The organism is Bradyrhizobium sp. OAE829, from assembly GCF_040546575.1.
GTDB lineage: Bacteria > Pseudomonadota > Alphaproteobacteria > Rhizobiales > Xanthobacteraceae > Bradyrhizobium.
In genome coordinates this window covers 7,272,495-7,297,722 of record NZ_JBEPOE010000001.1, presented here as the reverse complement: position 1 = coordinate 7,297,722, position 25,228 = coordinate 7,272,495, and the positions used below count along the sequence as shown (strand labels likewise).

Genomic DNA, 25,228 nt, shown 5'->3' with positions numbered 1-25,228 from the left:
TTGCCGCGCTCCTCACCATGAGGGTCTAAGTTCTCATCCTGAGCTGGTAGACCTCATCCCCGCGTGAGCGCAAGCTCATCGCTGGAGGAGGCGCGAAGCGCCGTCTCGAAGGATGAAAGCCACCGACCTTTCGTCAGACAAAAATGCCGCTTCGGCGAACCGAAGCGGCATTGATCGCAGGTCTCAGAGCAGGCCCGCGCCGCGGGCCCACTTGTACTTGGCGCCGAGCACTTCGACCGGCAGTTCGGTCGAGTAAGCATAGGCCGGGATGCCGTTCTGGTAGAGATATTCGGCGGCCTCCTCGACTTCGACGTCGCCGGCGAGCGAAGCCACGATCGGCTTCACAAAGCCCTTGGCCTCCATCTCCTTCTTCACCTCGACCATGTTGCGGGCGAACACCATCGGCGGCGTGACGATGGTGTGCCAGTAGCCGAGGATCAGCGAGTGGATGCGATCGTCCGACAGGCCGAGCTTGACGGTGTTGACGTAGGTGATCGGCGGCTCGCCGCCCGTGATATCCACAGGATTTCCGGCCGCGCCGAACGGCGGAATGAATTTCCGGAACGCCGTATCGAGATCCGGCGGCATCGCCATCAGCGACAGGCCGTTGTCGACACAGGAGTCCGACAGCAGCACGCCGGAGCCGCCGGCGCCGGTGATGATCAGGATGTTTTCGCCCTTCGGCGTCGGCAGGACAGGCACGCCGCGCGCGAATTCGAGCAACTGCCGCAACGAGCGGGCGCGGATCACGCCTGATTGCGCAAACACATCCTCGTAGATCTTGTCGTTGCCGGCGAGCGCGCCGGTGTGCGACGAGGCCGCCTTGGCGCCGGCCGAGGTACGGCCGGCCTTGAGCACCACGACAGGCTTCTTCTTGGAGACGCGCTTGGCGGCTTCCGCGAAGGCGCGGCCGTCTTTCAGATCCTCGCAATGCTGCGCGATGATCGCGGTGTTCGGATCCTGCTCGAAGAAGGCCAGCAGATCGTCCTCGTCGATGTCGGACTTGTTGCCGAGGCCGACGATCGCGGAGACGCCCATCTTGGCCGAGCGCGAGAAGCCGATGATCGCCATGCCGATGCCGCCGGATTGCGACGACAGTGCCGCCGAACCCTTGACGTCATAGGCGGTACAGAACGTGGCGCAGAGATTGGCGGGCGTATAATAGAAGCCGTAGATGTTCGGCCCCATCAGGCGGACATTGTACTTCTTGCCGATCTCGACGATCTCTTCCTGCAACTCGGGCGCGCCGGCTTCGGCGAAGCCCGACGGAATCAGCACCGCGCCGGGAATTTTCTTCTCGCCGCATTCGACCAAGGCGCCGGCGACGAACTTTGCCGGGATCGCGAACACAGCGGTGTCGATCACGCCGGGAACGTCCTTGACGCTCTTGTACGCCTTGTAGCCCAGGATCTCGGCGGCCTTCGGGTGGATCGGGTAGATATCGCCTTTATATCCGCCGTTGATCAGGTTCTTCATCACGGAGTTGCCGATCTTGCCGTCCTCGGCGGAGGCGCCGATCACGGCGACCGCCTTCGGCTGCATGATACGGTTCATCGCGGCAACGATTTCGTCATTCGGGCGCGGCGCCGGACGCGGCTTGTAGTCGAAGTCGACGACGATGCGGACGTCGGCGGCGATCGCGTCGTTCTTGGTGGCGAATACCGGATTGAGATCGAGCTCGACGATCTCGGGGAAGTCGCTGACGAGCTGCGACACTTTGACAATGACGGCGGCCAGCGCCTCGCGGTTGACGGGGTCGCCGCCGCGCACGCCCTTGAGCATGTCATGGGCCTGGATGCCGTCGAGCATCGAGAGCGCGTCGTCCTTGGTGGCGGGCGCCAGGCGGAAGGTGATGTCTTTCAAGACCTCAACCAGCACGCCGCCGAGGCCGAAGGCGACGAGCTTGCCGAACGAGCCGTCGGTGATGGAGCCGACGATGACCTCGGTGCCGCCGGCCAGCATCTGCTGGACCTGGATGCCCTCGATCTTGGCGTCCGCCTTGTACTTCTTGGCATTGGCGAGAATGGTCTCGTAATTCTTTTCCGCATCCGCCGCGGTCTTGACGCCGACCATGACGCCGCCGGCCTCGGTCTTGTGGAGAATGTCCGGCGAGACGATCTTCATCACGACCGGGAAGCCCATATCGGATGCGAGCTTGGCGGCCTCGGCCGCCGATTTGGCGACGCCCTCCTTCGGAACCGGAATTCCGTAGGCATCGCAGACCAGTTTGCCCTCCGGAGCCGTCAGGCTGGTGCGCTTATCGGCCTTCACCGCATCGAGAACTTTGCGGACCGCATCTTTGGGATTCGACATGGACTTCCTCCTGGGGCATATTTTATGGCATTTGGTATGCCAGCGCGGAGAAAGTCAAGTCACCTGATACCCCGGAAACGCTGAAAATACTGTCAACTTGACATGGTGGTATTTGGTATGCCAAAAATATTAGACGTTATTCCTGTTACAACTGGTCTCCCACCGGAGGAGACGAATCGTGCCCGCACGCAAACAACCCAAGGCCACGCCTGCCATGGCTGATGCAGATATCGCAATCGTTCGGATTGCACCTGAGACGAGCTTCAAGAACAAGGCGTACGAAGCCTTGAAGGAAGCTATTCTCAAGATGGATATCTATGCGACGCCCGAGCAGGTGATGCTCGACGAACGCGCGTTGTCCGAACGCCTCGGCGTCAGCCGCACCCCTATCCGCGAAGCCATCGCGATGCTGGAACAGGACGGTTTCGTCAAAACCGTGCCACGCCGCGGCATTGTCGTGGTCCGCCGCACCAAGACCGAGATCGTCGACATGATCCGCGCCTGGGCCGCGCTCGAAAGCATGGCTGCGCGCTTGATCACCACCACCGCGCGCAAGAAAGACATCACGGCACTGCGCGATTTCTTCAAGGATTTCGGCAAGGACCGGCTGCCGCAGGACCACGTCGAGGAATACTCCAAGGCCAATATCGCCTTCCACCAGGCGCTGATCTCGCTTTCGGAATCGCCGGTGCTGGTCGATATGACCAACGACATCCTGCTGCATGTGCGCGGCTACCGGCAATTGACGATCGGCCGCACCGATCGCACCGCGACCTCGCTGCCCGAGCATCTGGCCATCATCGAAGCGCTGGAAGCGCGCGACACCGAACTCGCCGAAAAGCGCGCGCGCGATCACACGCTGGGCCTTGCTTCGTATGTCGAAGCGCATGGCCAAGAACTCTTTAGCTAGAGGACTGTTTAGTTAGAGAATTACCTAGTTAGAACGACCTCACAGCAGAAGACGATCAACTCGTCCGAACCACACACGATCAGGGAGAAAGTGGAATGTCCGTAACCGCAGCCAAGAGCATCGATACCAATCAAGCCGAGCGCGAGCTCACCGACGGCTTTAATCTCATGATCGATGCGCTGAAGCTCAACGGCCTTACCACGATCTACGGCGTGCCCGGCATTCCGATCACGGATTTCGGCCGCATGGCGCAGGCCGCAGGCATTCGCGTGATCTCGTTCCGCCACGAACAGAATGCCGGCAACGCTGCCTCGATCGCCGGCTACCTGACCAAGAAGCCCGGCGTCTGCCTCACGGTTTCGGCGCCCGGCTTCCTCAATGGCCTCACCGCCCTCGCCCACGCCACCACCAACTGCTTCCCGATGATCCTGATCTCCGGCTCGTCCGAGCGCGAGATCGTCGACCTGCAGCAGGGCGACTATGAAGAGATGGATCAGCTCGCGATCGCAAAGCCGCTGTGCAAGGCGGCGTTCCGCGTGTTGCATGCCCAGGACATCGGCATTGGTCTCGCACGCGCGATCCGCGCCGCGGTCTCGGGCCGTCCGGGCGGCGTCTATCTCGATCTGCCCGCGAAACTGTTCGGTCAGGTGATGGATGCCGAGGCCGGGCAGAAGTCGCTGGTCAAGGTGATCGACGCCGCTCCGGCGCAGATCCCCGCCCCGTCAGCCGTGAAACGCGCGCTCGACGTGCTCAAGGGCGCAAAGCGTCCGCTGATCATCCTCGGCAAGGGTGCGGCCTACGCGCAGGCCGATGATGAGATCAAGAGCTTCGTCGAGAAGAGCGGCATTCCGTTCCTGCCCATGAGCATGGCCAAGGGACTGTTGCCCGACACCCATCCGCAGTGCGCGGGTGCGGCGCGCTCGACCGTTCTGAAAGACGCCGACGTCGTGATGTTGGTCGGTGCGCGCCTCAACTGGCTGTTGTCGCACGGCAAGGGCAAGTCCTGGGGCGATGCGCCGAAGAAGTTCATCCAGATCGACATCGAGCCGAAGGAAATGGATTCCAACGTCGAGATCGTCGCTCCCGTGGTCGGCGACATCGGCTCCTGCGTCTCGGCGCTGCTCGAAGGCATGGGCGCGAACTGGACGGCGGCGCCTTCCGACTGGACCGGCGCGGTGACCAAGAAGCGCGAAGAGAACGTCGCCAAGATGGCACCGCGGCTGATGAACAACAATTCGCCGATGGACTATCACGGCGCGCTCGGCGTGCTCAGGACCATCATCAAGGAACGGCCCGACGCCATCCTCGTCAACGAAGGCGCCAACACGCTCGATCTCGCCCGCGGCGTCATCGACATGTACCAGCCGCGCAAGCGGATCGACGTCGGCACCTGGGGCGTGATGGGCATCGGCATGGGCTATTGCATCGCCGCCGCGATCGAAACCGGCAAGCCGGTGCTCGCGGTCGAGGGCGACTCGGCATTCGGTTTCTCCGGCATGGAAGTCGAGACCATCTGCCGCTACAACCTGCCGGTCTGCATCGTCATCTTCAACAATGACGGCATCTATCGCGGCACCGACGTGAACTCGGTCGGCTCCGATCCGGCGCCCACGGTGTTCGTCAAGGGCTCGCGCTACGACAAGATGATGGAAGCGTTCGGCGGCGTCGGCGTCCACGCCACCTCGCCGGACGAACTGAAGCGCGCGGTCAACGCCGCGATGGATTCCGGCAAGCCGACGCTGATCAACGCGGTGATCGATCCCGCGGCCGGCTCCGAGAGCGGCCGCATCGGCAACCTCAATCCGCAAAGCGTGCTGAAGAAGAAATAATCCCATTTCCACCCAATCCATCCTGCGCGTTGCAGGGCATACAGAGTACGGAGCAAAGAATATGACAAAGGCGCTCGAGGGCGTTCGCATTCTCGATTTCACCCACGTTCAGTCGGGACCGACCTGCACGCAGTTGCTGGCCTGGTTCGGCGCCGACGTGATCAAGGTCGAGCGTCCCGGCGTCGGCGACATCACGCGCGGCCAGCTGCAGGACATTCCCAATGTGGACAGCCTGTATTTCACCATGCTGAACCACAACAAGCGCTCGATCACGCTCGACACCAAGAACCCGAAGGGCAAGGAAGTCCTGACGGCACTGATCAAGAATTGCGACGTGCTGGTGGAGAATTTCGGCCCCGGCGTGCTCGACCGCATGGGCTTTCCCTGGGAGAAGATCCACGCCATCAACCCGAAGATGATCGTGGCATCGATCAAGGGCTTTGGCCCCGGACCTTACGAAGACTGCAAGGTGTATGAGAACGTCGCCCAGTGCACTGGCGGCGCCGCGTCGACCACCGGCTTCCGCGACGGCTTGCCGTTGGTCACCGGCGCGCAGATCGGCGACAGCGGCACCGGCCTTCATCTCGCGCTCGGCATCGTCACCGCGCTCTATCAGCGCACCGTCACCGGCCAGGGCCAGAAGGTTACGGCTGCGATGCAGGACGGCGTGCTCAACCTCGCGCGCGTCAAACTGCGCGACCAGCAGCGCCTCGCCCATGGTCCGCTGAAGGAATACAGCCAGTTCGGCGAAGGCATTCCGTTCGGCGACGCGGTGCCGCGCGCCGGCAACGACTCCGGCGGCGGCCAGCCCGGCCGCATCCTCAAGTGCAAGGGCTGGGAGACCGATCCCAACGCCTACATCTATTTCATCACCCAGGCGCCGGTGTGGGAGAAGATCTGCGACGTGATCGGCGAGCCGACCTGGAAGACCCACGCCGATTACGCCAAGCCGCCTGCCCGGCTGTCGCGCCTCAACGAAATCTTCGCGCGCATCGAACAGTGGACGATGACGAAGACCAAGTTCGAGGCGATGGAAATCCTGAACAAGGACGACATCCCCTGCGGCCCGATCCTGTCGATGAAGGAGATCATCGAGGACCAGTCGCTGCGCGCAACCGGCACCGTGGTCGAAGTCGATCACCCGACCCGCGGCAAGTATTTTTCGGTCGGCAATCCGATCAAGATGTCGGACTCACCTTCCGAGGTGACACGCTCGCCGTTGCTCGGCGAACACACCGACGAGATCCTGCGCCAGGTGCTCGGCTTCAGCGATCACCAGGTGGCCGAGATCCACGACTCCGGCGCACTCGAACCGCCGCGCAAGCAGGCTGCCGAATAGACCGCCTCATCTGCCCGAATTCTGCCAAAGGCCGCCGGTTTCCGGCGGCCTTTTCGTTAGAGCCGAATGAGCTTAGGTTGAATCGGTGTCGATTGTAATTTTCATGCAGCTGTAATGGCTTACAGTCGACCCAGTCTCGTTGAGGGGCCGCCAAAGGGTAGCGGGTTCTCCTGCACTTGGGCCAACATCTCGCCGCACGACAGCCAAGGCCGCAATGTTTGCGGCGATACTGACCCAAAGGAAAGTCAGAACTGACAAGGCGAAGCATCTATAACCGACGACAATGGAGTTCCCGCGAGGCCTTTACGTCGAGAGACCGCTTTTTCGCGGCAGCCTGGAGGCACTGCCGTATGACGATGTAGGCCAACCTCGTCAAAGAAAAGACCCGGCCAACGCGCGCTCTGGTTGACAGACAGAATAGCAACAATCAGACTTGTCGAATTGGGACTCGGGGGGCATTATGCGAGCGCTCGTATTCATCCATGGTATTATCGGCGCTAGGATGGAGCTCGATGGAGAGCCAATTTGGCCACCGACAGTTCCAGAGTACATCGGGGGCTATGACAGAATCGACAAGCTCCTAACTCAGACAGCTGTCGCTACCGAGATCATTGACAGATTTCACATCGGCGGGCCCTTCTACAAGAAGATCTACTCGCAAATCATTGACGATCTTAAACTGATAGCTAGTCAGACCGGAAGTTTCACCGAATTTGTCCACTATGATTGGCGTCTGGACAATTGGGTTTCAGGAACTGAGGTGCTCGCACACGCAATGAGGCGCGTGGATGCACGCGCTTCGTCTATCACTCTTGTCTGCCATTCGATGGGAGGCCTCATTGCTCGCCTCATGTTAGAGACGGGCAAGTACAAAGGCGATCCGTGGGTAAAGAAACTTGAAAGAGTTATCTTTGTCTGTACGCCTCACCTCGGTGCCGCGAGACCATTGGGCCTCGCCCTTGGTAACGAAAAATACTTCGGAATTAAGAAAGAAGATGTCCACAAGCTACTCAACGACAGCAGGTACCCCGCAGGTTTTGAGTGCATATCGGACAGACAAACTCAAATTCTGTATGATGCAAGCGATACTCCGCCCACTCCCCAAGATATCTATTTACCTACGGTAGACGAACGATTCAAACTGACACGTTCCAACGTAGTGGCGCTCGAACACGTGCGCGAATTGCTTAACAATGCAGTTCGCATCGAAGGCCCACAATATACGCTCGTCGCGGGTACAGGCGAATCGACACCAACTGCTTTTTCTTACAAAAACAACGTTTACGACAAAACTGCCTATGACGGCAAAACGGGCGACGGAACCGTTACCCTCACAAGCGCCATCCCAGAGGGAATGGGCGTTCGAGTCAAATTTCCCGGCGAACACCTCGGAATTATCGATACTCCGGGTTTCAGAGATTTCCTTTTCCTAACCCTGGGCGGCACGAAACCTGAGAGACGCATGATAGACGGCAAACCAGAGATCATCGTCAGTCTTCAGAAGGACTTCGCAGATCCTGGAGAGATAATAAGCTTGCTCTTAATCCCCGATGGAGACAGTTCGGAGATCAAGGGCATACTCACAATTTCCAAGCTGAACTTGGCCGCCGCGCCGTTTTTAACCGATACTCAAATGGTCGCTGAATTCTCTTATAGTGGAGCGCCAGTCACTCATCTTCGTTCGGACCTGGCGGCCCCGAATGTTCCGGGAACTTACATAATCGAGTTTGAGGGATCTCATCGGACCGACAAAGAAAACGCCGCGATATTAGTGGTCGGTTAGCCCGCCTCTTGATCTCAAGGAAGAATAGTATCACCAATATGAATTGCGATGGGGAGAGTAAAAGATGCCGATGCTCGTGGCGTCACGCGACAAATCTGCACAAATCAAAACAAACTACAGCGGCATCTTCACGGTCAAAAATCTGACCGAGAAACCTGTTACTGGCGCAAGTCTCGCGATGCTAGATTATGATCGTCATCCACTTTGGAGCGATCCGGCCCCGTTCTCAAAATCTATCTCGCCGGGGAAGAGCGCGTCAGTAAATCTCACCCCCAAGAAGCTTCGCATTGTTGAGTTCAAAATAAAGTTTTTCATAGATGGCATACGACACCTCGTTGAGGTCGGCCACGCTCCAGGTAGCTCTGTTGGAAAATGGTACTTCTACACAACGATCGAGCTAACGATCGACCCTTGGGGCTATTTCCTTTCTAAGCAAGCTTGGGAAGAAGTTGGGCCGACTTAATCAGAAACGGGCATCCGATAAACCGGACCGGTTAACTTGTTGGCTAGGGACTTAGCCATTCCGTGACGAAATGGGATTCCATTGCCTTACATTACGCGTTCTGTGGCCGACCTAGGTCTTGACGTCGGCTTCGTGAATCGTGTCGCCGAACTTAGGACCCTTGAACAGCTATTATTATCTGGAGCGTTTCGGGCCATCGTGCTGCAGGGGAGCGCGGCATCGGCAAAACTGCCATGGCACTTGAGTTCTGTCGTCAGCACCGCGACCGTTTTCACAACATCATAACGGTCTCGGTTCGGGAGCCCAACTCTCTCAACGAAGCGTTTGCCTCTGGCTTCAATCCCGCAACTGATCTCATTATAGTTGATGACGAGGCATTCATGCCGGCGGCTCAACTCCAAGAAGTAATAATCGACGTCACGAACCGGCATCGAGACTTCAAAATTATCGTTACTACGGAAAGGTCATTTAGCTACGCCTCACCATTTCCCGTCATAGGACAATTGGGCCTTCCGCCTGACGCAATTGTCGCTCTTCTGGGGCGTCACGGGATCGCAGCAAGCGAGATACCCGACGAGGCTTCACGTCTTTCCCTCGGTAGCCCACGAATGGCAATTACTATTGCTGACATTGCTATCCACAAAAAGCTTCCGATTGCTAAAGTGATCGAAGAATTGCACTCCTTCGAGCGCTCGGGCTTAATTGATCCCATCGGACAACCGCTGACACCCCGCGCACGTAGTTCACTGCGAATGGCAGCGGATGTGCGGATCACGAGCGACGAGCTACTTCGCAAGCTTGGGAAAAATCCTGAACTCGTTTATTTCAATTAGCCCGCGCCGCTTCGAAGAAGCTGCAGCAAAGCTCTTTGGTCAACTCGGATATAAGGTCGAACTTACACCTGCGTCAAAGGACGGCGGCAAAGACCTATACATTGCGAAGAAGGACGATCTAGGCTCTTTTCTGTACTATGTTGAATGTAAGCGCTACGCGCCTGATCGATCCGTTGGAGTCGGTCTGGTGCGATCTCTATATGGAGTTGTTGAAGAGGGCAGAGCTACAGCGGGCCTCTTGCTTACAACGTCGCAATTCACTGCGAATGCGCGTAGTTTTCAGAACAAGCTTGAGCACAGGCTGACGCTGAGCGATTATACCGACTTCAAAGCTTGGCTCAGGCGGGCGGGGTATTAAATCAAGGTGACAGTACAGGAGCGAAGTGCCCAGCACTTCAGGCCTGCGGCAACGCGGCATGCCCTAATACGAGGTCGCAAAACGACTTTCAGCGCAACTAGGGCCATTTGTACCATCCTGCAGCAACATCGACTTCGACGGCTTTTTCCGTTGTTGGATCAGAATGCTTCAGAGTCTGGCAGGCAACTCGAGGACACGATTTGAACCTCTGACCTCCAGGCTGAACCTGATCAGCTACTAACCTCCACTCGGCCGCGTTACGCGCAACAGGCGAGATGACGAAATTCGAGGCGATGGAAATCCTCAACCAGGACGACATCCCCTGCGGCCCGATCCTGTCGATGAAGGAGATCGCGGAAGACCAGTCGCTGCGCGCAACCGGCACCGTGGTCGAAGTCGATCACCCGACCCGCGGCAAGTATTTCTCGGTCGGCAATCCGATCAAGATGTCGGACTCACCTTCCGAGGTGACACGCTCGCCGCTGCTCGGCGAACACACCGACGAGATACTGCGCCAGGTGCTCGGCTTCAGCGATCACCAGGTGGCCGAGATCCACGACTCCGGCGCGCTTGAACCGCCGCGCAAGCAGGCGGCCGAATAGACTGCCTCATCTGCCCGAATTCTGCCAAAGGCCGCCGGTTTCCGGCGGCCTTTTCCTTTGGGAACCCGAACATCGTCATTCATGCTGCGATGCAGAAGACTAATTGCTGCTATGCAAACAAATGCGTTGTTTCTGGCATCTGGTATACATAAATTCAGTGCAGATCACGAAGCGGAGCCACTCCGCGACTCAGAAAAGGGGACAAAATGTCCAAGACCGCCTCCCTCAGCCTCGCACCCTCCAGCACTTTCTTCGGCCGCCTGATGGCCTCGATCGACCGCCTGCTGACCGCGAGTGCCCGCATCGCCATTCGCAACGGCGACCTCCCCCGTTTCGGTCTCTGAGCACGCTAAGGCACAGTACAGACTGCGTTTTCAGGCTCGACCACTTCAGGTTTCCTCCCAGACTAAGGGCCCCGGTTTTCCGGGGCCCTTTTTTTGGCGTCGCCTTAAGCACTCAGGGCCGGGCGCCAACTGCGACAAATTAGCCTGAGCTATGCTCTGGCATCATTATTCGTTTGCAGTATTGGCATATCGCATACCAATATGTCTTCCAAGCGTTCCGGCCCAACAACGAACGGAGGCGATCAGGAGGATGGCGGCAGGCTCTTCGGTGCCAAGCGGCGACGTTCGCAGGCGGTGCCGCGGTTCGCAGTTCACACTCATCCGAAAGACGCGGATGCTGCGCCGAGAGGTCAGGCCTACAATTCAGTTTCGCCTGCAACCCTGACCTGCAATGCCATCTGACCGAACCTCATGAGATAACCGAACAAGTGGGGAAATCCCGACGGGATCAGAAGTGTTGAGTTAAGAGTTGAGTTAAAGACAAAGCCGGCAAAGAACGGCGCATTTAAATTTTACGGGGAGTACGTCAAATGAAGCATTCTGTCTTGCAGACCGCGTTAGCCGCGATTGCCATCTTCGGCGCGGGCACTATGACCGCCTCCGCCGCGTGGGAGCCGGTTCGACCGGTGGAATTCATCGTACCCGCCGGCACCGGCGGCGGCGCCGACCAGATGGCCCGCACCATCCAGGGCATCGTGACAAAACACAGCCTGATGAAGCAGCCGATGGTCGTCATCAACAAGTCAGGCGGCGCCGGCGGCGAAGGCTTTCTCGACGTCAAGGGTTCGGGAAACAATCCCCACAAGATCATCATCACCCTGTCCAACCTGTTCACGACACCGCTTGCGACAGGCATTCCCTTCAGCTGGAAGGACATGACGCCGGTCGCGATGCTGGCGCTCGACGAGTTCGTGCTCTGGGTCAATGCCGAGAAGCCCTACACCACCGTCAAGGACTACGTCGACGCCGTGAAGCAGGCGCCCGCCGGCGGCATGAAGATGGGCGGCACCGGATCGAAGCAGGAAGACCAGATCATCACGGTCGCGCTCGAGAAGGCCACCGGGACCAAGTTCACCTACATTCCCTACAAGGGCGGCGGAGAAGTCGCGGTCCAGCTGGTCGGCAACCACGTCGATTCAACGGTCAACAATCCGATCGAGGCCGTGGCGCAATGGCGCGGCGGCAAACTTCGTCCGCTCTGCGTGTTCGACGGCAAGCAGATGGCCTACGACGAAGTCGTCGCGGACGGCAAAGGCTGGAAGGATATTCCGACCTGCAAGTCACAGGGCCTCGACATCGAATACCTGATGCTGCGCGGCATCTTCATGTCGCCCAAAGCCACCAAGGATCAGGTCGAATATTACGTCGAGCTGTTCAAGAAGGTGCGGGCCACGCCGGAGTGGCAGGACTTCATGAAGAGCGGCGCCTTCAACACCACCTTCCTGACCGGGGCTGAATACGCCAAATGGGTCGAGACGGAAGAGAAGCGCCACGAAACCCTGATGAAAGAGGCCGGCTTCCTCGCTACCCCCGGAAACTGACCTTTAGTCACGTCGCGTACACCGGCGAATGCGCAGCGCATGAAGCGCTGCGAACCCAGAACCGTGATTCCGGATGGAGTTTGAATGACTACGAATAGCCCGCACGCCGGCCCGACCCACAAGGCCGTGGAAGCCGGCGTTACGCTGCTGATCGCGTTGTTCGGCGCGATCGTCGTCTACGGCAGCATCAAGGCCGGAATCAATTGGGGCGCGGAGGGACCGCGTGCCGGTTTCTTCCCGTTCTACATCGGGATCTTCATCATCGCCTCCAGCGCGATCAATCTGTGGAACGGTCTGCGCGACGGTGACGACGGGCTGTTCGCGGAATGGGGACAGCTGCGCCAGGTGCTGAGCGTCGTCATACCGACCGCGATCTATGTCGGCGTGATGCCGTTCACCGGCCTCTATCTCGCCTCCATCATCTTCATCGGCTGGTTCATGCGATGGCTCGGCAAATACAGCTGGCTCGTCGTCACCGCCGTGGCGCTCGGCATGCCTGTTGTCACTTACCTGATTTTCGAGCGCTGGTTTCTGGTCCCGCTTCCCAAGGGACCGATCGAGGAATGGCTCGGTCTCTAGAGCATGATCCGGAAAAGTGGATACCGGTTTTCCGAGAAGATCATGCTCAAACAAAAATAGAATTCTCGTGTCGTCAGAATCGTCATGTCATTAGCTCACGCTTGCAGGACTTGAAGCATGGAAGAACTCGTCAATCTTTTTCACGGCTTTGCGGTCGCCCTGCAGCCATTCAACATCATGGTGATGATCCTGGGCATCGTGCTCGGCGTCATCATCGGCGTGCTTCCGGGATTGGGCGGCGCCAACGGCGTCGCGATCCTGCTGCCGCTGACCTTCAGCATGCCGCCGACATCGGCGATCATCATGCTGTCCTGCATCTACTGGGGCGCGTTGTTCGGCGGCGCCATCACATCCATCCTGTTCAACATACCCGGTGAACCCTGGTCGGTGGCGACCACGTTCGACGGCTATCCGATGGCGCAGAAGGGCAAGGCCGGCGAAGCGCTGACCGCCGCCTTCACCTCCTCGTTCGTCGGCGCGCTGTTCGCCGTCGTCATGATCACGCTGGTCGCGCCGCTGGTCGCAAGTTTTGCGTTACGCTTCGGTCCAGCGGAAAAATTCGCGGTCTACTTCCTGGCGTTCTGCAGTTTCGTCGGCTTGAGTAAAGAGCCGCCATTCAAGACCATCGCCGCGATGATGATCGGCTTTGCGCTGGCGGCTGTCGGCCTCGATTCCATCACCGGACAATTGCGGCTGACGTTCGGGTCGACCGAACTGCTCAACGGTTTCGACTTCCTGATCGCCGTCATCGGCCTGTTCGGCATCGGCGAAATCCTGCTGACCATGGAAGAGGGTCTGGCCTTCCGCGGCGGCAAGGCGAAGATCGACCTGCGCGTCGTCCTGCAGACCTGGAAGGAGATGCCGCAGTATTGGGTGACGTCGCTGCGCTCCTGCCTGATCGGCTGCTGGATGGGCATCACGCCCGCGGGCGCCACGCCGGCGTCGTTCATGAGTTACGGCATCGCCAAGCGGGTCTCCAAGAACGGCCATAATTTCGGCAAGGGCGAGGTCGAGGGCGTGGTCGCGCCGGAGACCGCGGCGCATGCGGCCGGTACCGCGGCATTGCTGCCGATGCTTTCGCTCGGTGTGCCGGGATCACCGACCGCAGCCGTGCTGCTCGGCGGCCTCTTGATCTGGGGCCTGCAGCCCGGCCCGATGCTGTTCGTCGAGCAGAAGGAATTCGTCTGGGGTCTGATCGCCTCGATGTATCTCGGCAATCTCGTCGGCCTGATCGTCGTGCTGACCTGCGTGCCGATCTTCGCGGCCATCCTGCGCGTGCCGTTCAGCATCATTGCGCCGCTCATTCTGGTGCTGTGCGCGATCGGCGCCTATTCGGTCCACAGTTCGACCTTCGACGTCGTGCTGATGCTGGTGTTCGGCGTGGTCGGCTATCTCCTGAAGAAGTGCAACTATCCCCTCGCCCCTCTCGTGCTTGCCATCGTGCTCGGCGACAAGGCGGAGGAAGCCTTCCGGCAATCGCTGCTGGGATCGCAGGGTTCGCTCGGCGTGTTCTTCTCGAACTCGCTGGTCGGCACCATCATGGTGCTTGGACTGATCGCGCTGTTCTGGTCCGCTATCCAGGAAGGCTATAGCCGCTTGCGTCCTCATTCGGTCGCCTGACGGCTAAAAATACCAGACAAAAATATTTTTCGTTCCTCTAAAGCCGCCGGATCGTAAAGCGATCCGGCGGCTAAGTCTTTTCAGATGCAGTGTTTTCCAACAGGATTGAGGGGAAAGACATCCGCAAAAAAATCGACTAGCCTGCGACATCTAGTCAAGATTTCTCTTGTCTACTGGCATATCATATACCAAACTCCTTCCTTAGAGCTGTCGGGCGATAGAACAGCGCACATAGGAGGGAAGATGACGGACACAGTTCAAGGAGCGGCCCCTGCAGTAGCCCGCGTCAGCGATACCTACCGCTGGACGCAATTGGCGATCGGCGTCGCCGCCATGGTTATGATCGCGAACTACCAATATGGCTGGACATTCTTCGTCCCCGACATCCAGAAAAAATTCGGTTGGGATCGCGCGTCGATCCAGTGGGCGTTCACGCTCTTCGTCTTGTTCGAAACCTGGCTGGTGCCGGTCGAAGGCTGGTTCGTCGATAAATACGGCCCGCGTATCGTGGTTCTCGTCGGTGGCGTCCTCTGCGCCGTCGGTTGGGCGATCAACGCGCAGGCAGAAACACTCAACGGTTTCTATCTCGGCATGATCATCGCGGGCATCGGCGCCGGCGGCGTCTACGGCACCTGCGTCGGCAATGCGCTGAAATGGTTTCCCGACAAGCGCGGCCTCGCCGCGGGCATCACAGCGGCCGGCTTCGGCGCCGGCTCCGCGCTGACGGTCGCCCCGATCCAGGCGATGATCAAGGATTCCGGCTTCCAGACCACCTTCCTCTATTTCGGTCTCGGACAAGGCATCATCATCGTGCTGCTCGCCTTCCTGATGTTCTCGCCGAAAGCAGGGCAAGTCCCGGCCGTGATCCAGAACGCCAACGTGATCCAGAGCCGCCGCAACTACGCGCCGACCGAGGTGATCCGCCAGCCGATCTTCTGGCTGATGTATTTCATGTTCGTGATCGTGGGCGCCGGCGGATTGATGGTCACCGCCAACCTCAAGCCGATCGCGGTTGACTGGAAGGTCGACAGCGTACCGGTGACGCTGATGGCGGTAACGATGACCGCGGTGACGTTCGCCGCGACCATCGACCGTGTCCTCAACGGTCTGACCCGGCCGTTCTTCGGCTGGATCTCCGACATGATCGGCCGCGAGAACACGATGTTCATCGCCTTCGGCATGGAAGGCGTCGGCATCTGGGCGCTGTACATGTGGGGCCACGATCCGATCTGGTTCGTGCTGCTGTCGGGCTTCGTGTTCTTTGCCTGGGGCGAGATCTACTCGCTGTTCCCCTCGACCTGCACGGACACGTTCGGTGCGAAGTTCGCGACCACCAATGCCGGCCTGCTCTATACGGCAAAGGGCACGGCAGCCCTGCTGGTGCCGATCGCGAACTACATGCAGCAATCGTCCGGCACCTGGGACAGCGTGTTCATCATCGCGGCGGGCGCCAACATCCTCGCTTCGCTGCTGGCGATCTTTGTGCTCAAGCCGTGGCGCAAGGTGGTGGTCGCGAACGCAAAGGCGTCCACCTAACCTGCCCTACCTGATCCGGCGACAAGCGCGCTCATCCCTGCGGGATGGGCGCGCTTTCGCTTTGTGGGGTTCCTGAACCTGCATATCTGACGGTGGCTTCGCGCTAACGAGTCCACATCCTGGTCAAACCGTGCTCAGCAAAAGACTGGTCTCGCTGTTGGCGATGCCATCGATCATCCGCACCTCGCGAAGAAGCCTGTCAAAATCTGCGAGGCTCGCCGCCCGGATATCGGCGACAAGGTCCCAATTGCCGTTGGTCGTGTGCAGCGCTGAAACTTCCGTCAGGCCGCGTAGCTTTCGCACGACCTGGGTGGTCGATTTTCCGACGACCTCGACCATCATCACGGCACGTATGGTATTGACGTCGTAATCCTCCCGTACGCGGACAGTGAAGCCGAGCAGCGTACCGGTCTCGATCAAGCGATCCAGCCGGTTTTGCACCGTGCCGCGCGCGACCCCGAGTGCGTCGGAAAGCTTGGTCAGTGAAGCGCGTCCATCGGTCCGAAGGTGGGCGATGATCCGGCGATCCAGATCATCCGGTGCGTACTTTGCTGCGGCCATCTCTGCTCCAGTGTACAATTCGCACAATGGAGCTGTACAAATTGCCTAACTTTATGACCGAAATAGCACAAAACTGATATTTCGGCCAACACGTGCGGTCGCTATCCTTCGCCATCAAACATGTGCGATCGGAACCCGACAATGTCTTCGCCCCTTCCATCGGAAAAAGCGTTTGTGCCGTTCGTCAGTGTCGCGAACATGATGCGCCTCGTGCATCACATCGGCATCGAGACCCTGCTCAGCGAACTCACTGACGTCATCGAGGCAGATTTCCGTCGCTGGGAGTCGTTCGACAAGACGCCGCGCGTTGCATCTCATTCCGGCGAAGGCGTGATCGAATTGATGCCGACCTCCGATGGCGAAATCTACAGCTTCAAATATGTGAACGGCCACCCGAAGAACATGGCGCACGGCCTGCAAACCGTGACGGCCTTTGGCCTGCTGGCGAAAGTCTCGACCGGCTATCCCGTGCTGCTCACAGAAATGACGCTGCTGACGGCGCTCCGGACCGCAGCCACTTCGGCCATGGCGGCGCGGCACCTCGCGCCCAAGGCTACCCGCACGATGGCGATGATAGGGAATGGCGCGCAAGCCGAGTTTCAGGCGCTCGCCATGAAAGCCGCGGTCGGCATCGATCATGTCCGGCTCTACGACATCGATCCGCAGGCGACGGCAAAGACGGTTCGCAACCTTTCCGGCATGGGTCTGACTGTCACCGCCTGCACATCATCGCAATCCGCGATCGAAGGTGCAGGGATCATCACCACCTGCACCGCCGACAAGTCGTATGCGACGATCCTGACGGACAACATGATTGCGGCCGGGGTTCACATCAATGCCATCGGCGGCGACTGCCCGGGCAAGACCGAACTGCATCGCGATATCTTGCTGCGCGCCGATACCTTTGTGGAATATCCGCCACAGACCCGCATCGAGGGCGAAATCCAGCAGATGGATGCAGATTACCCCGTCACTGAGTTCTGGCAGGTTATCACGGGACACGCGACCGGCCGCCGCGATGCAAACCAGATCACCCTGTTCGACAGCGTCGGCTTTGCGGTCGAGGATTTCTCCGCCCTTCGCTATGTCCGTGACAAGCTCAGGGGCACGGGGTTTTACCAGGACCTCGACATTATCGCCGATCCCGATGAGCCCCGCGACCTGTTTGGCATGTTGCTGCGCGCAGAGCAGGCTTAGGATGGCAAGATACATTCCATACTCCGTCCAGGCGCCTTCTGCGGTGATCATGGTTCGGCCGCACCACTTCACGGTGAATACCGAGACCGCCACCGACAATTTTTTCCAGGCCTGCCCGGACCAGAAGGATGACCTCTCCTTGACGGCCTACGCTGAGATCACCCAAGCGGCCGAGACGCTTCGCAGCCATGGTGTGAACGTGCATCTGTTCGACAGCACCGGCACCGACACACCGGATGCGGTCTTTCCAAACAACTGGTTCTCCACCCACGCCGGCGGTCATGTGGCGATCTATCCGATGAAGGCTGTCAGCCGCCGGCGCGAGCGTCGCATCGACGTCATCGAAATGCTGAAGAGCCATTATCGGGTGCAGGAGGTTATCGACTATTCGGGTCTCGAGCCCGACGGGCTGTTTCTCGAGGGGACCGGCGCCATGGTTCTCGATCATATCGACCGTGTGGCCTATGCTGTCCGCTCCGATCGCACCAATCCGATTGCGCTTGAGCGCTTTGCGACCCAATTCAATTTCGAGCCGATGGTCTTCGATGCGCGGGACGATAATGGAGCCGCGATCTATCACACCAACGTCCTGCTGTGCATCGCGACCGACTTCGCCCTGATGGGACTGGACATGATGACTGACCTCGCAAGACGGCGGGAGATCGTTACGAGGCTGGAGCGTTCCGGCCGCAGTGTTATCGCGCTCGCGAACGAACAGATTTCAAAATTCGCCGGCAACGCCCTGGAACTTCAGGGAAACGACGGTCGAATCCTGGCCCTCTCGACGACGGCGCTTGCCTCGCTTGACCAGGATCAACTCGGCATGATCTCGGAAAGCGCCAAACCCGTCGCACTCGATATCCCCACGATCGAAAGAGCCGGTGGTTCGGTCCGCTGCACGCTTGCAGGAATTCATCTGGCGCCGAGATAGACTGGCCCCTGGTATACCTGATCGTCTTGGATCAGCTCTTCGTCGCTGCCGGATCGTCTCGCCTCCCTCGCCAAATCTTCAATTATGTCAGTAATACTGCCTATTTATGTGGACGACGCGTGCGCGATGCCTGCTCTTTTCCGTGTTGACTTATGGTATTATGTATACCAGAATTGCGCATAATCCACCCCAAGGAGGTTGCCATGCAAGTCGGAGATATCCTGCGCAAGAAAGCCGCCCGTGTCGCAACGGTTCGCATGAACGAGACGGTTGCCATCGCCGCGCAATTGATGCGCTCCAGCAATATCAGCGCGCTGGTGGTCAAGGATGTCGTTCGCACCGAGGGCAATACGGCGGTCGGCATGTTCACCGAGCGCGACGTGGTTCGCGCGATTGCCGAGTACGGTGCCGCCGGCGCCAATCTCAAGGTTTCGCAGTTCATCTCGGTGCAGCAGCTGGTGTCGTGCAGTTCGCAGGATTCGCTCGAGCACGTTCGCCATCTCATGAACAGGCACCACATCCGCCATGTGCCGGTGCTCGAGAACTACAGCCTGATCGGCGTCGTCAGCATCCGTGACATCTCGACCGCGTTTGACGAGGAAGCCAACGCTCAGCTGGCCATTTCGGCCTGACATTCGGCTTCGGATCGCCGCACCGCACCACAAGTTTTAGCTCTGTCGCAAACGGCGTTTGTACACCTGCGCCGCAGGAGCGGTACGCCGACAAAAAGGACCGATGAAGGGGCTTGCTTGGGTCTGCGCCGCTCCTTCGCCCACGAAGACCTAAGAGCAGGCCTAAGAGCCTCATACGGGAATTTCGAGTGTGGCTTCGATTGAAAATTCTAGCATCGGTGGAAGAGAGAGTATGGCGCGCAACATTCTGATACTTGGAGCCTCTTATGGCTCATTGCTGGCGACAAAGTTCTTGATGGCGGGTCACAACGTGACCCTGGTTTGCCGAAGCAATACCGCCGAACTCATCAATCGCGACGGCACCGAAGTTCGTATCAAGCTGCGTGAGGAGGCGGCGCACCGGGCGATCTTTTCGCGCGATCTGCCGGGAAAGCTGGACGCGGCCACGCCCGCCGATGTCGACCTGTCGCGTTATGATCTGGTCGGCCTTGCGATGCAGGAACCGCAATACTCCGACCATGCGATCGAGGTCCTGATGATCGAGATCGCCGAGGCGAAGCTGCCCTGTCTGTCGATCATGAACATGCCGCCGCTGCCGTACCTCAAGCGGATCCCGGCACTGGCGGAAACGAATCTGGAAGCGGCCTATACCAATGCGGTTGTATGGGAGCGGTTCGAGCCGGGACTGGTATCGCTCTGCTCGCCCGATCCGCAGGCGTTCCGCCCGCCGGAAGAGCCGGCGAATGTCCTTCATGTCGGCCTGCCGACGAACTTCAAGGCCACAACCTTCGAGGACGAGAAGCACAACGCCATGCTGCGCGAGCTGGAAGCCGACATCGACGCGGTGAAGCTCGATGGGTTGGACGTTCCGGTGAAGCTCAGGGTGTTCGATTCACTGTTCGTCCCGCTGGCAAAGTGGTCGATGCTGCTAACCGGGAATTACCGCTGCGTCACGCTGAACGGACCGAGGTCGATCCGCGACGCGGTATACGATGATCTGTCGCTCTCGCAGTCGATCTATGACCACGTCGATGCCATTGCTCAACGTCTGGGGGCGGACCCGAAGGACCAGGTGCCTTTCGCAAAATATGCCAAGGCGGCCGAAAGCCTTCTCAAACCATCGTCGGCAGCGCGTGCGGTGTCCAGCGGCGCGCCGTTCATCGAGCGGGTCGACCTCCTGGTGAAGTTGATTTCGCATCAGCTCGGCATACCCAATGCCGAGATCGACCGCACGGTTCAGACCGTAGATCAAAAACTGAACGAGAGGATCAAGCTGCCGGAACCGGCTCGCAGTGACGCGCTCCAAACCTAGTTCGAGAAAGCGCTCAGCCGGTCAACACGGTGACCGTCGCGAACGACGGCATCGGCAAGCTGACCAACGAATTCCGGCAGTAAATGGGGGCCGCGCTGGCCCAATTGGCATTTGTAATGCCAGCCGACTTGCGATAAGCAACGCCCGCTCCTCGCCCCAAGGGCCTGCCCCGGGTGACATAAGGCCTGCTTCGTCGCCGCCCCAACGCGGATCGTCGGCGGAAATGCTCAAAGGCCAGCGCGGGGCGGAACATCCAAAGAAAAATCCAGCACAACCGGTGGAAGAGAGAGAGTATGGCGCGCAACATTCTGATCCTTGGAGCTTCCTACGGCTCGTTGCTGGGAACAAAGCTATTGATGGCCGGTCACAACGTGACCCTGGTTTGCCGGAAGAAGACGGCCGAATTGATCAACCGCGAGGGCACTGAAGTCCGCATCAAGCTGCGCGACGAGAAGGCGCACCGGGCGATCTTCTCGCGCGACCTGCCGGGCAAGCTCGACGCGGTCACGCCTGCCGAGGTCGACCTGTCCCGTTACGACCTGGTTGGCCTTGCGATGCAGGAGCCGCAATACACCAACCACACCATCCGGGTGCTGATGATCAAGATCGCCGAGGCGAAGCTGCCTTGCCTGTCGATCATGAACATGCCGCCGCTGCCCTATCTCAAGCGGATCCCCGCGCTGGCGGACATGGACCTCGAAGAGGCCTACACCAACGCGCTGGTCTGGGAGCGCTTCAAGCCGGGACTGGTGTCGCTGTGCTCGCCCGACCCGCAGGCCTTCCGTCCGCCGGAAGAGGCCGCGAACATCCTTCATGTCGGCCTGCCGACAAACTTCAAGGCAGCGGCATTCGAAGACGAGCAACACAATAAGCTGCTGCGCGAGCTGGAAGCCGACATCGACGCGGTGAAGCTGGATGGCCAGGACGTTCCGGTCAAGCTCAAGGTGTTCGACTCGCTGTTCGTGCCGCTGGCCAAATGGTCGATGCTGCTGACCGGCAATTACCGCTGCATCACGCCGAACGAGCCGCAGTCGATCCGCGATGCCGTGCATGGTGATCTGAAACTGTCGCGATCGATCTATGACCATGTCGACGGCATCGCGCGGCGTCTCGGCGCCGACCCGATCGATCAGGTGCCGTTCGAGAAATATGCCAAGGCGGCGGAAAGCCTGCTCAAGCCGTCATCGGCGGCCCGCGCCGTGGCCGCTGGCGCGCCGTTCATCGAGCGGGTCGATTTGCTGGTGAAGCTGATTTCGCATCAGCTCGGCGCGCCCAATGCCGAGATCGACAACACGGTGCAGGTGGTCGATCAGAAGCTGAGCGAGAAGATCGTGGGGGGCGGGTCCGGCTCGGCGTGATCGGCGTCGTCACGGGTGTAGCCGCACGCTTTACGCGCGCGGAGCGTCAGGCCCGCAACGGCGACCGCTCTTCGTAGCAATACTCGTCATGCCCGGCCTTGTGCCGCCGGGCATCCACGTCTTTGCTTCCACTTAACAAGAAAGACATGGATGGCCGGGACAAGCCCGGCCATGACTGAAAGTAGGTCAAGCTCTTAAAAAATCGGCGTCGGGTACGGCTGGCCGATCCAGGGATTCCAGGTGACCGTTCCCGGGGGATAGCCGCCGAACGGGGGCTGCGTCGTGCAGCCGATGATGACGACCTTGTCGCCGAAGAGGCCGCCGCCGATGCGGCCGCCGCTGACGCCTTCGAGTTGCGCGAGGCTGAGGATTTCGCAGTCAGCGCCCGTGTTCTGATTCAGGGAATTGCTCATGATCATCCAATCCGTTCGCTAGAGGGGTTGATGTTCCGGGCATAAGCGGCCCGTGATCCCAACTTGCCTCAGCTCTCCCGGACGGACCGTGATTTTGATCACCCAGCGAATGGAGGGGGTTGCCCGGGCTTCGCGCGCCGGTCCTCTAAGGGATAAGCGCCGCCGGCATCGGTCCAGTCGGCAGGGGTTTGAACTGGCGCTGATGCCCCTGCACCATCACCACGAGCGCTAAAGCAAACGCAATGGCCGTCAGGAGCTTGAACATGAGCGTCGGAATGGTTGCAGATTTGCCCAGCCAGATCTTCCTGATTCAGTTTTGCCGACTGGCGGTCAATACATGCACGCGGAGGAGATCAGAACCGTAAACATGTCGAGCTCAAATTCCGATTCCAGGCTCGTTCCAAACCGCTTTAGCCATTTGTCCTGTGCCATGTAGGCGACCTTCTCGCGCGCCATCGGGCATTCAAACTTGAGGCCTGCGAGATTTTGAAGGTGATGAACCATTTCATGAACCAGGATCGATTGGCCCGCTGGTGATTTTCCGTTCCAGTCGTCAGGCAGAAAGATTGTTTTCAGATTGATGTCGTAGACGGCAACGACACGACGCGGAGCTGGTTCATCGCCCACGGCACCCTGCGTCAAGCCTCGCGAGAACGCACGGTCCTCGGCCCGCATCGTTTCAAGCCTCGACTGCGAGACGAAAGCGATTGCCGGATGATCTGCCGCGGCGGGCAGATCAAAGTTCGAACCGAGCCAGGTCACAATTTCATCGAGCAGATCTCTTGTCGCCCGGGTTGCTTCAGACCGAGGCTGAACAGCAGAAGAGTCAGCGGCCACTCTCGCGGCCGGGTCAGCATGACAAGGGGATTGAAAGGAACCAATGAGAGCCGCAACCAAAAGGAATTGCTTGAACATAAGCGCCTCCGGTCTCTGACTTGTTTTTAATCAAATTGCTCTTCTTCAGAGCAGTCGTTTCAATATCTGCAACGCTAACACGGAGAACGCGACGCGGCTGTGAAGCCACTCACAGTCGTGTCGCGCGCATCGCGCAACGAAACAGCTTTCACCGCACTCTCGCGTGTTTGTGATCGCGAACCGACGCGATGACGCAACAAACACCTTCGGCATGTGAGCCAGGTTACGTTCGCATGCGGATTGCAGACGTAATGAGCTGATGATGATCCAGCGTCGATTGGACCGCAGGCAATGCGCTGTTGCGGACGATGGGGACAGCCGACATGAATCTATCGTTGATCGATTTGTCGTTGATTGACTTTCTCGGCTTCGTGGCAGCGCTCAGCGTTCTCGCGAGCTTCTGCATGACGACCATACTGGCGCTTCGTTCGTTTGCGTTGCTGAGCAACGTGCTTTTTATCGTCTACGGATTGTTGTCTCAGGTTTACCCGGTGTTTTTCCTGCACCTTGTGCTGCTGCCGGTTAACATCGCCGCGCTCTATCGGCTTCAGATGGAAACCAGATCGCTGCCGGACCAGCGCAACGGCATCTAGTGGAACAAATGGCCTGCCCGATGAAACCAGGCAACACCCCCGCCCCGGCGCGAGAAGCCGCAAAATTGTCCGCCCGACGGATAAAAGCCCCGCTATTGCATGCTGGCGATGCCCTGACCCCCGCCCGCCGCCGGTAGACTTTTGCGCCTGCTGACGGCATCCTGCCTCGCGAAATCCAACAAAAACGCGCGTGGCTCCGCCCGCGCCCCGAAAACAAAGGGCAGGACATGATCAAGACGCGGTTCACCGAAATGTTTGGCGTTGAGCACCCGATCGTCCAGGGCGGGATGCAATGGGTCGGGCGGGCAGAGCTCGTCGCGGCCGTCGCCAATGCCGGCGCACTCGGCCTGATCACCGCGCTGACGCAGCCCACCCCGGAAGACCTGACAAAAGAAATCGCGCGCTGCCGCGACCTCACCGACAAGCCGTTCGGCGTCAACCTCACGATCCTGCCCGCGATCAAGCCGCCGCCTTACGCGGAATACCGCCAGGCCATCATCGAGGCCGGTATCAAGATCGTGGAAACCGCCGGCAACAAGCCGCAGGAGCACGTCACCGAATTTAGGAAGTACGGCATCAAAGTCATTCATAAATGCACCAGCGTCCGCCACGGGCTGTCGGCGGAGCGGATGGGCGTCGATGCGCTTTCGATCGACGGCTTTGAATGCGCCGGCCATCCCGGCGAGGACGATACCCCGGGCCTCATCCTGATTCCGGCGGCCGCCGACAAGATCAAGATCCCGATGATCGCCTCCGGCGGTTTCGGCGACGGCCGCGGCCTCGTCGCGGCGCTCGCGCTCGGCGCCGAAGGCATCAACATGGGCACGCGCTTCATGGCTACCCAAGAAAGCCCGATCCACCAGCTGGTGAAGGAGCGCATCGTCGCCAATGACGAGCGCGAGACCGAGCTGATCTTCCGCACCATGCGCAACACCTCGCGCGTCGCCAAGAACGTGATCTCGACCAAGGTGGTGCAGATGGAAAAGGAAGGCGCAAAATTCGAGGACGTGCGCGAACTCGTCGCCGGCGCGCGCGGCAAGATGGTCTACGCCACCGGCGACGCCGATGAGGGCATCTGGTCGGCCGGCCAGGTCCAGGGCCTGATCCACGATATCCCGACCTGCGCCGAACTGGTGTCGCGCATCATGCGCGATGCGGAAGCCATCATCCGTAGCCGGCTGGAAGGCATGATGTCGGGCGCGGCGCGCCAGGCGGCGGAGTAGGCGGTCTGCGCTTCACCTCTCCCGCTCTTGCGGGGGAGTTCGG

23 protein-coding genes and 1 pseudogene are annotated in these 25,228 nt (G+C 59.5%); 20 read left to right on the top strand and 4 right to left on the bottom strand.

All coding sequences use genetic code 11. From position 1 onward, the window contains the following. Positions 1-183 precede the first annotated feature (183 nt). A complete protein-coding gene (locus ABIE49_RS34790; RefSeq protein ID WP_192734354.1) occupies positions 184-2,313 on the bottom strand; it encodes an acetate--CoA ligase family protein in 2,130 nt (709 codons plus the stop codon). A 214-nt stretch (positions 2,314-2,527) separates the two neighbouring features. On the opposite strand from ABIE49_RS34790, the gene ABIE49_RS34785 reads away from it, so the two are divergent. From ABIE49_RS34785 to oxlT, 13 genes and pseudogenes are all read left to right on the top strand, one after another. Beyond that, positions 2,528-3,223, top strand: a complete 696-nt coding sequence (locus ABIE49_RS34785) for a GntR family transcriptional regulator (RefSeq protein ID WP_192734726.1) — start codon at positions 2,528-2,530, stop codon at positions 3,221-3,223. Between the two features lie 95 nt (positions 3,224-3,318). Then, a complete protein-coding gene (gene oxc, locus ABIE49_RS34780; protein ID WP_192734353.1) occupies positions 3,319-5,052 on the top strand; it encodes an oxalyl-CoA decarboxylase in 1,734 nt (577 codons plus the stop codon). A gap of 61 nt (positions 5,053-5,113) precedes the next feature. After that, positions 5,114-6,391 (top strand): formyl-CoA transferase, encoded by a 1,278-nt coding sequence (gene frc, locus ABIE49_RS34775; protein WP_192734352.1) that lies wholly within the window; start codon positions 5,114-5,116, stop codon positions 6,389-6,391. 460 nt (positions 6,392-6,851) lie between these two features. Next, a complete protein-coding gene (locus ABIE49_RS34770) occupies positions 6,852-8,174 on the top strand; it encodes an alpha/beta hydrolase (RefSeq protein WP_192734351.1) in 1,323 nt (440 codons plus the stop codon). 64 nt (positions 8,175-8,238) lie between these two features. Beyond that, the gene (locus ABIE49_RS34765) at positions 8,239-8,637 is read left to right on the top strand and encodes a hypothetical protein (protein ID WP_192734350.1); all 399 of its coding nucleotides are present in this window, start codon (positions 8,239-8,241) and stop codon (positions 8,635-8,637) included. Between the two features lie 233 nt (positions 8,638-8,870). Continuing rightward, positions 8,871-9,470 carry a hypothetical protein gene (locus ABIE49_RS34760; protein WP_192734349.1) on the top strand — a complete coding sequence of 200 codons (600 nt, stop codon included), beginning with the start codon at positions 8,871-8,873 and terminating at the stop codon, positions 9,468-9,470. Continuing rightward, on the top strand, positions 9,400-9,828 hold the full coding sequence (locus tag ABIE49_RS34755; protein WP_354067125.1) for a restriction endonuclease: 429 nt from the start codon (positions 9,400-9,402) through the stop codon (positions 9,826-9,828). The genes ABIE49_RS34760 and ABIE49_RS34755 overlap by 71 nt, the downstream gene beginning before the upstream one ends. 266 nt (positions 9,829-10,094) lie before the next feature. Further along, a pseudogene (locus tag ABIE49_RS34750) lies at positions 10,095-10,430 on the top strand (CoA transferase); the annotation flags it as partial. Between the two features lie 206 nt (positions 10,431-10,636). Then, the gene (locus ABIE49_RS34745) at positions 10,637-10,774 is read left to right on the top strand and encodes a hypothetical protein (protein WP_192734347.1); all 138 of its coding nucleotides are present in this window, start codon (positions 10,637-10,639) and stop codon (positions 10,772-10,774) included. 530 nt (positions 10,775-11,304) lie between these two features. Next, a complete protein-coding gene (locus ABIE49_RS34740; protein WP_192734346.1) occupies positions 11,305-12,315 on the top strand; it encodes a Bug family tripartite tricarboxylate transporter substrate binding protein in 1,011 nt (336 codons plus the stop codon). Positions 12,316-12,399: 84 nt separating this feature from the next. After that, entirely contained in the window at positions 12,400-12,894 is a 495-nt protein-coding gene (locus ABIE49_RS34735; RefSeq protein WP_192734345.1) for a tripartite tricarboxylate transporter TctB family protein, read from the top strand. A 117-nt stretch (positions 12,895-13,011) separates the two neighbouring features. Beyond that, positions 13,012-14,514 carry a tripartite tricarboxylate transporter permease gene (locus tag ABIE49_RS34730; RefSeq protein ID WP_192734344.1) on the top strand — a complete coding sequence of 501 codons (1,503 nt, stop codon included), beginning with the start codon at positions 13,012-13,014 and terminating at the stop codon, positions 14,512-14,514. 243 nt (positions 14,515-14,757) lie between these two features. Next, positions 14,758-16,050, top strand: coding sequence for an oxalate/formate MFS antiporter (gene oxlT, locus ABIE49_RS34725; RefSeq protein ID WP_192734343.1), 1,293 nt, complete (start codon positions 14,758-14,760; stop codon positions 16,048-16,050). Between the two features lie 123 nt (positions 16,051-16,173). Here oxlT and ABIE49_RS34720 read toward each other — a convergent pair whose 3' ends face one another. Next, positions 16,174-16,611, bottom strand: coding sequence for an Lrp/AsnC family transcriptional regulator (locus ABIE49_RS34720; RefSeq protein WP_192734342.1), 438 nt, complete (start codon positions 16,609-16,611; stop codon positions 16,174-16,176). A 141-nt stretch (positions 16,612-16,752) separates the two neighbouring features. Between ABIE49_RS34720 and ocd the strand changes: the two genes are divergently transcribed. The 5 genes from ocd (at position 16,753) to ABIE49_RS34695 (ending at position 22,041) form a co-directional block, all read left to right on the top strand. Beyond that, positions 16,753-17,808, top strand: coding sequence for an ornithine cyclodeaminase (gene ocd / locus ABIE49_RS34715; protein ID WP_192734341.1), 1,056 nt, complete (start codon positions 16,753-16,755; stop codon positions 17,806-17,808). Position 17,809: 1 nt separating this feature from the next. Next, positions 17,810-18,739 carry a citrulline utilization hydrolase CtlX gene (gene ctlX, locus ABIE49_RS34710; RefSeq protein ID WP_192734340.1) on the top strand — a complete coding sequence of 310 codons (930 nt, stop codon included), beginning with the start codon at positions 17,810-17,812 and terminating at the stop codon, positions 18,737-18,739. 203 nt (positions 18,740-18,942) lie between these two features. Next, positions 18,943-19,371, top strand: coding sequence for a CBS domain-containing protein (locus ABIE49_RS34705; protein WP_192734339.1), 429 nt, complete (start codon positions 18,943-18,945; stop codon positions 19,369-19,371). A gap of 232 nt (positions 19,372-19,603) precedes the next feature. After that, a complete protein-coding gene (locus tag ABIE49_RS34700) occupies positions 19,604-20,683 on the top strand; it encodes a ketopantoate reductase family protein (protein WP_192734338.1) in 1,080 nt (359 codons plus the stop codon). A 293-nt stretch (positions 20,684-20,976) separates the two neighbouring features. Further along, positions 20,977-22,041, top strand: a complete 1,065-nt coding sequence (locus tag ABIE49_RS34695) for a ketopantoate reductase family protein (protein ID WP_192734337.1) — start codon at positions 20,977-20,979, stop codon at positions 22,039-22,041. Between the two features lie 194 nt (positions 22,042-22,235). Here ABIE49_RS34695 and ABIE49_RS34690 read toward each other — a convergent pair whose 3' ends face one another. Together ABIE49_RS34690 and ABIE49_RS34685 are read right to left on the bottom strand one after the other, a co-directional pair. After that, positions 22,236-22,454: a hypothetical protein gene (locus ABIE49_RS34690; RefSeq protein ID WP_192734336.1), complete on the bottom strand. Its 219-nt coding sequence runs from the start codon at positions 22,452-22,454 to the stop codon at positions 22,236-22,238. Between the two features lie 330 nt (positions 22,455-22,784). Further along, on the bottom strand, positions 22,785-23,369 hold the full coding sequence (locus tag ABIE49_RS34685) for a DUF6647 family protein (protein WP_192734335.1): 585 nt from the start codon (positions 23,367-23,369) through the stop codon (positions 22,785-22,787). 323 nt (positions 23,370-23,692) lie between these two features. Here ABIE49_RS34685 and ABIE49_RS34680 point away from each other — a divergent pair, with 323 nt between their 5' ends. Then, positions 23,693-23,962: a hypothetical protein gene (locus ABIE49_RS34680; protein WP_192734334.1), complete on the top strand. Its 270-nt coding sequence runs from the start codon at positions 23,693-23,695 to the stop codon at positions 23,960-23,962. A gap of 227 nt (positions 23,963-24,189) precedes the next feature. Beyond that, a complete protein-coding gene (locus ABIE49_RS34675) occupies positions 24,190-25,185 on the top strand; it encodes an NAD(P)H-dependent flavin oxidoreductase (protein WP_192734333.1) in 996 nt (331 codons plus the stop codon). Positions 25,186-25,228 lie beyond the last annotated feature (43 nt).

Bases quoted from the DNA above. Each gene is read 5' to 3' on its own strand.
- ABIE49_RS34790 (WP_192734354.1), bottom strand. From the start codon at position 2,313: ATGTCGAATCCCAAAGATGCGGTCCGCAAAGTTCTCGATGCGGTGAAG.
- ABIE49_RS34785 (WP_192734726.1), top strand. From the start codon at position 2,528: ATGGCTGATGCAGATATCGCAATCGTTCGGATTGCACCTGAGACGAGC.
- oxc (WP_192734353.1), top strand. From the start codon at position 3,319: ATGTCCGTAACCGCAGCCAAGAGCATCGATACCAATCAAGCCGAGCGC.
- frc (WP_192734352.1), top strand. From the start codon at position 5,114: ATGACAAAGGCGCTCGAGGGCGTTCGCATTCTCGATTTCACCCACGTT.
- ABIE49_RS34770 (WP_192734351.1), top strand. From the start codon at position 6,852: ATGCGAGCGCTCGTATTCATCCATGGTATTATCGGCGCTAGGATGGAG.
- ABIE49_RS34765 (WP_192734350.1), top strand. From the start codon at position 8,239: ATGCCGATGCTCGTGGCGTCACGCGACAAATCTGCACAAATCAAAACA.
- ABIE49_RS34760 (WP_192734349.1), top strand. From the start codon at position 8,871: ATGGCACTTGAGTTCTGTCGTCAGCACCGCGACCGTTTTCACAACATC.
- ABIE49_RS34755 (WP_354067125.1), top strand. From the start codon at position 9,400: ATGTGCGGATCACGAGCGACGAGCTACTTCGCAAGCTTGGGAAAAATC.
- ABIE49_RS34745 (WP_192734347.1), top strand. From the start codon at position 10,637: ATGTCCAAGACCGCCTCCCTCAGCCTCGCACCCTCCAGCACTTTCTTC.
- ABIE49_RS34740 (WP_192734346.1), top strand. From the start codon at position 11,305: ATGAAGCATTCTGTCTTGCAGACCGCGTTAGCCGCGATTGCCATCTTC.
- ABIE49_RS34735 (WP_192734345.1), top strand. From the start codon at position 12,400: ATGACTACGAATAGCCCGCACGCCGGCCCGACCCACAAGGCCGTGGAA.
- ABIE49_RS34730 (WP_192734344.1), top strand. From the start codon at position 13,012: ATGGAAGAACTCGTCAATCTTTTTCACGGCTTTGCGGTCGCCCTGCAG.
- oxlT (WP_192734343.1), top strand. From the start codon at position 14,758: ATGACGGACACAGTTCAAGGAGCGGCCCCTGCAGTAGCCCGCGTCAGC.
- ABIE49_RS34720 (WP_192734342.1), bottom strand. From the start codon at position 16,611: ATGGCCGCAGCAAAGTACGCACCGGATGATCTGGATCGCCGGATCATC.
- ocd (WP_192734341.1), top strand. From the start codon at position 16,753: ATGTCTTCGCCCCTTCCATCGGAAAAAGCGTTTGTGCCGTTCGTCAGT.
- ctlX (WP_192734340.1), top strand. From the start codon at position 17,810: ATGGCAAGATACATTCCATACTCCGTCCAGGCGCCTTCTGCGGTGATC.
- ABIE49_RS34705 (WP_192734339.1), top strand. From the start codon at position 18,943: ATGCAAGTCGGAGATATCCTGCGCAAGAAAGCCGCCCGTGTCGCAACG.
- ABIE49_RS34700 (WP_192734338.1), top strand. From the start codon at position 19,604: ATGGCGCGCAACATTCTGATACTTGGAGCCTCTTATGGCTCATTGCTG.
- ABIE49_RS34695 (WP_192734337.1), top strand. From the start codon at position 20,977: ATGGCGCGCAACATTCTGATCCTTGGAGCTTCCTACGGCTCGTTGCTG.
- ABIE49_RS34690 (WP_192734336.1), bottom strand. From the start codon at position 22,454: ATGAGCAATTCCCTGAATCAGAACACGGGCGCTGACTGCGAAATCCTC.
- ABIE49_RS34685 (WP_192734335.1), bottom strand. From the start codon at position 23,369: ATGTTCAAGCAATTCCTTTTGGTTGCGGCTCTCATTGGTTCCTTTCAA.
- ABIE49_RS34680 (WP_192734334.1), top strand. From the start codon at position 23,693: ATGAATCTATCGTTGATCGATTTGTCGTTGATTGACTTTCTCGGCTTC.
- ABIE49_RS34675 (WP_192734333.1), top strand. From the start codon at position 24,190: ATGATCAAGACGCGGTTCACCGAAATGTTTGGCGTTGAGCACCCGATC.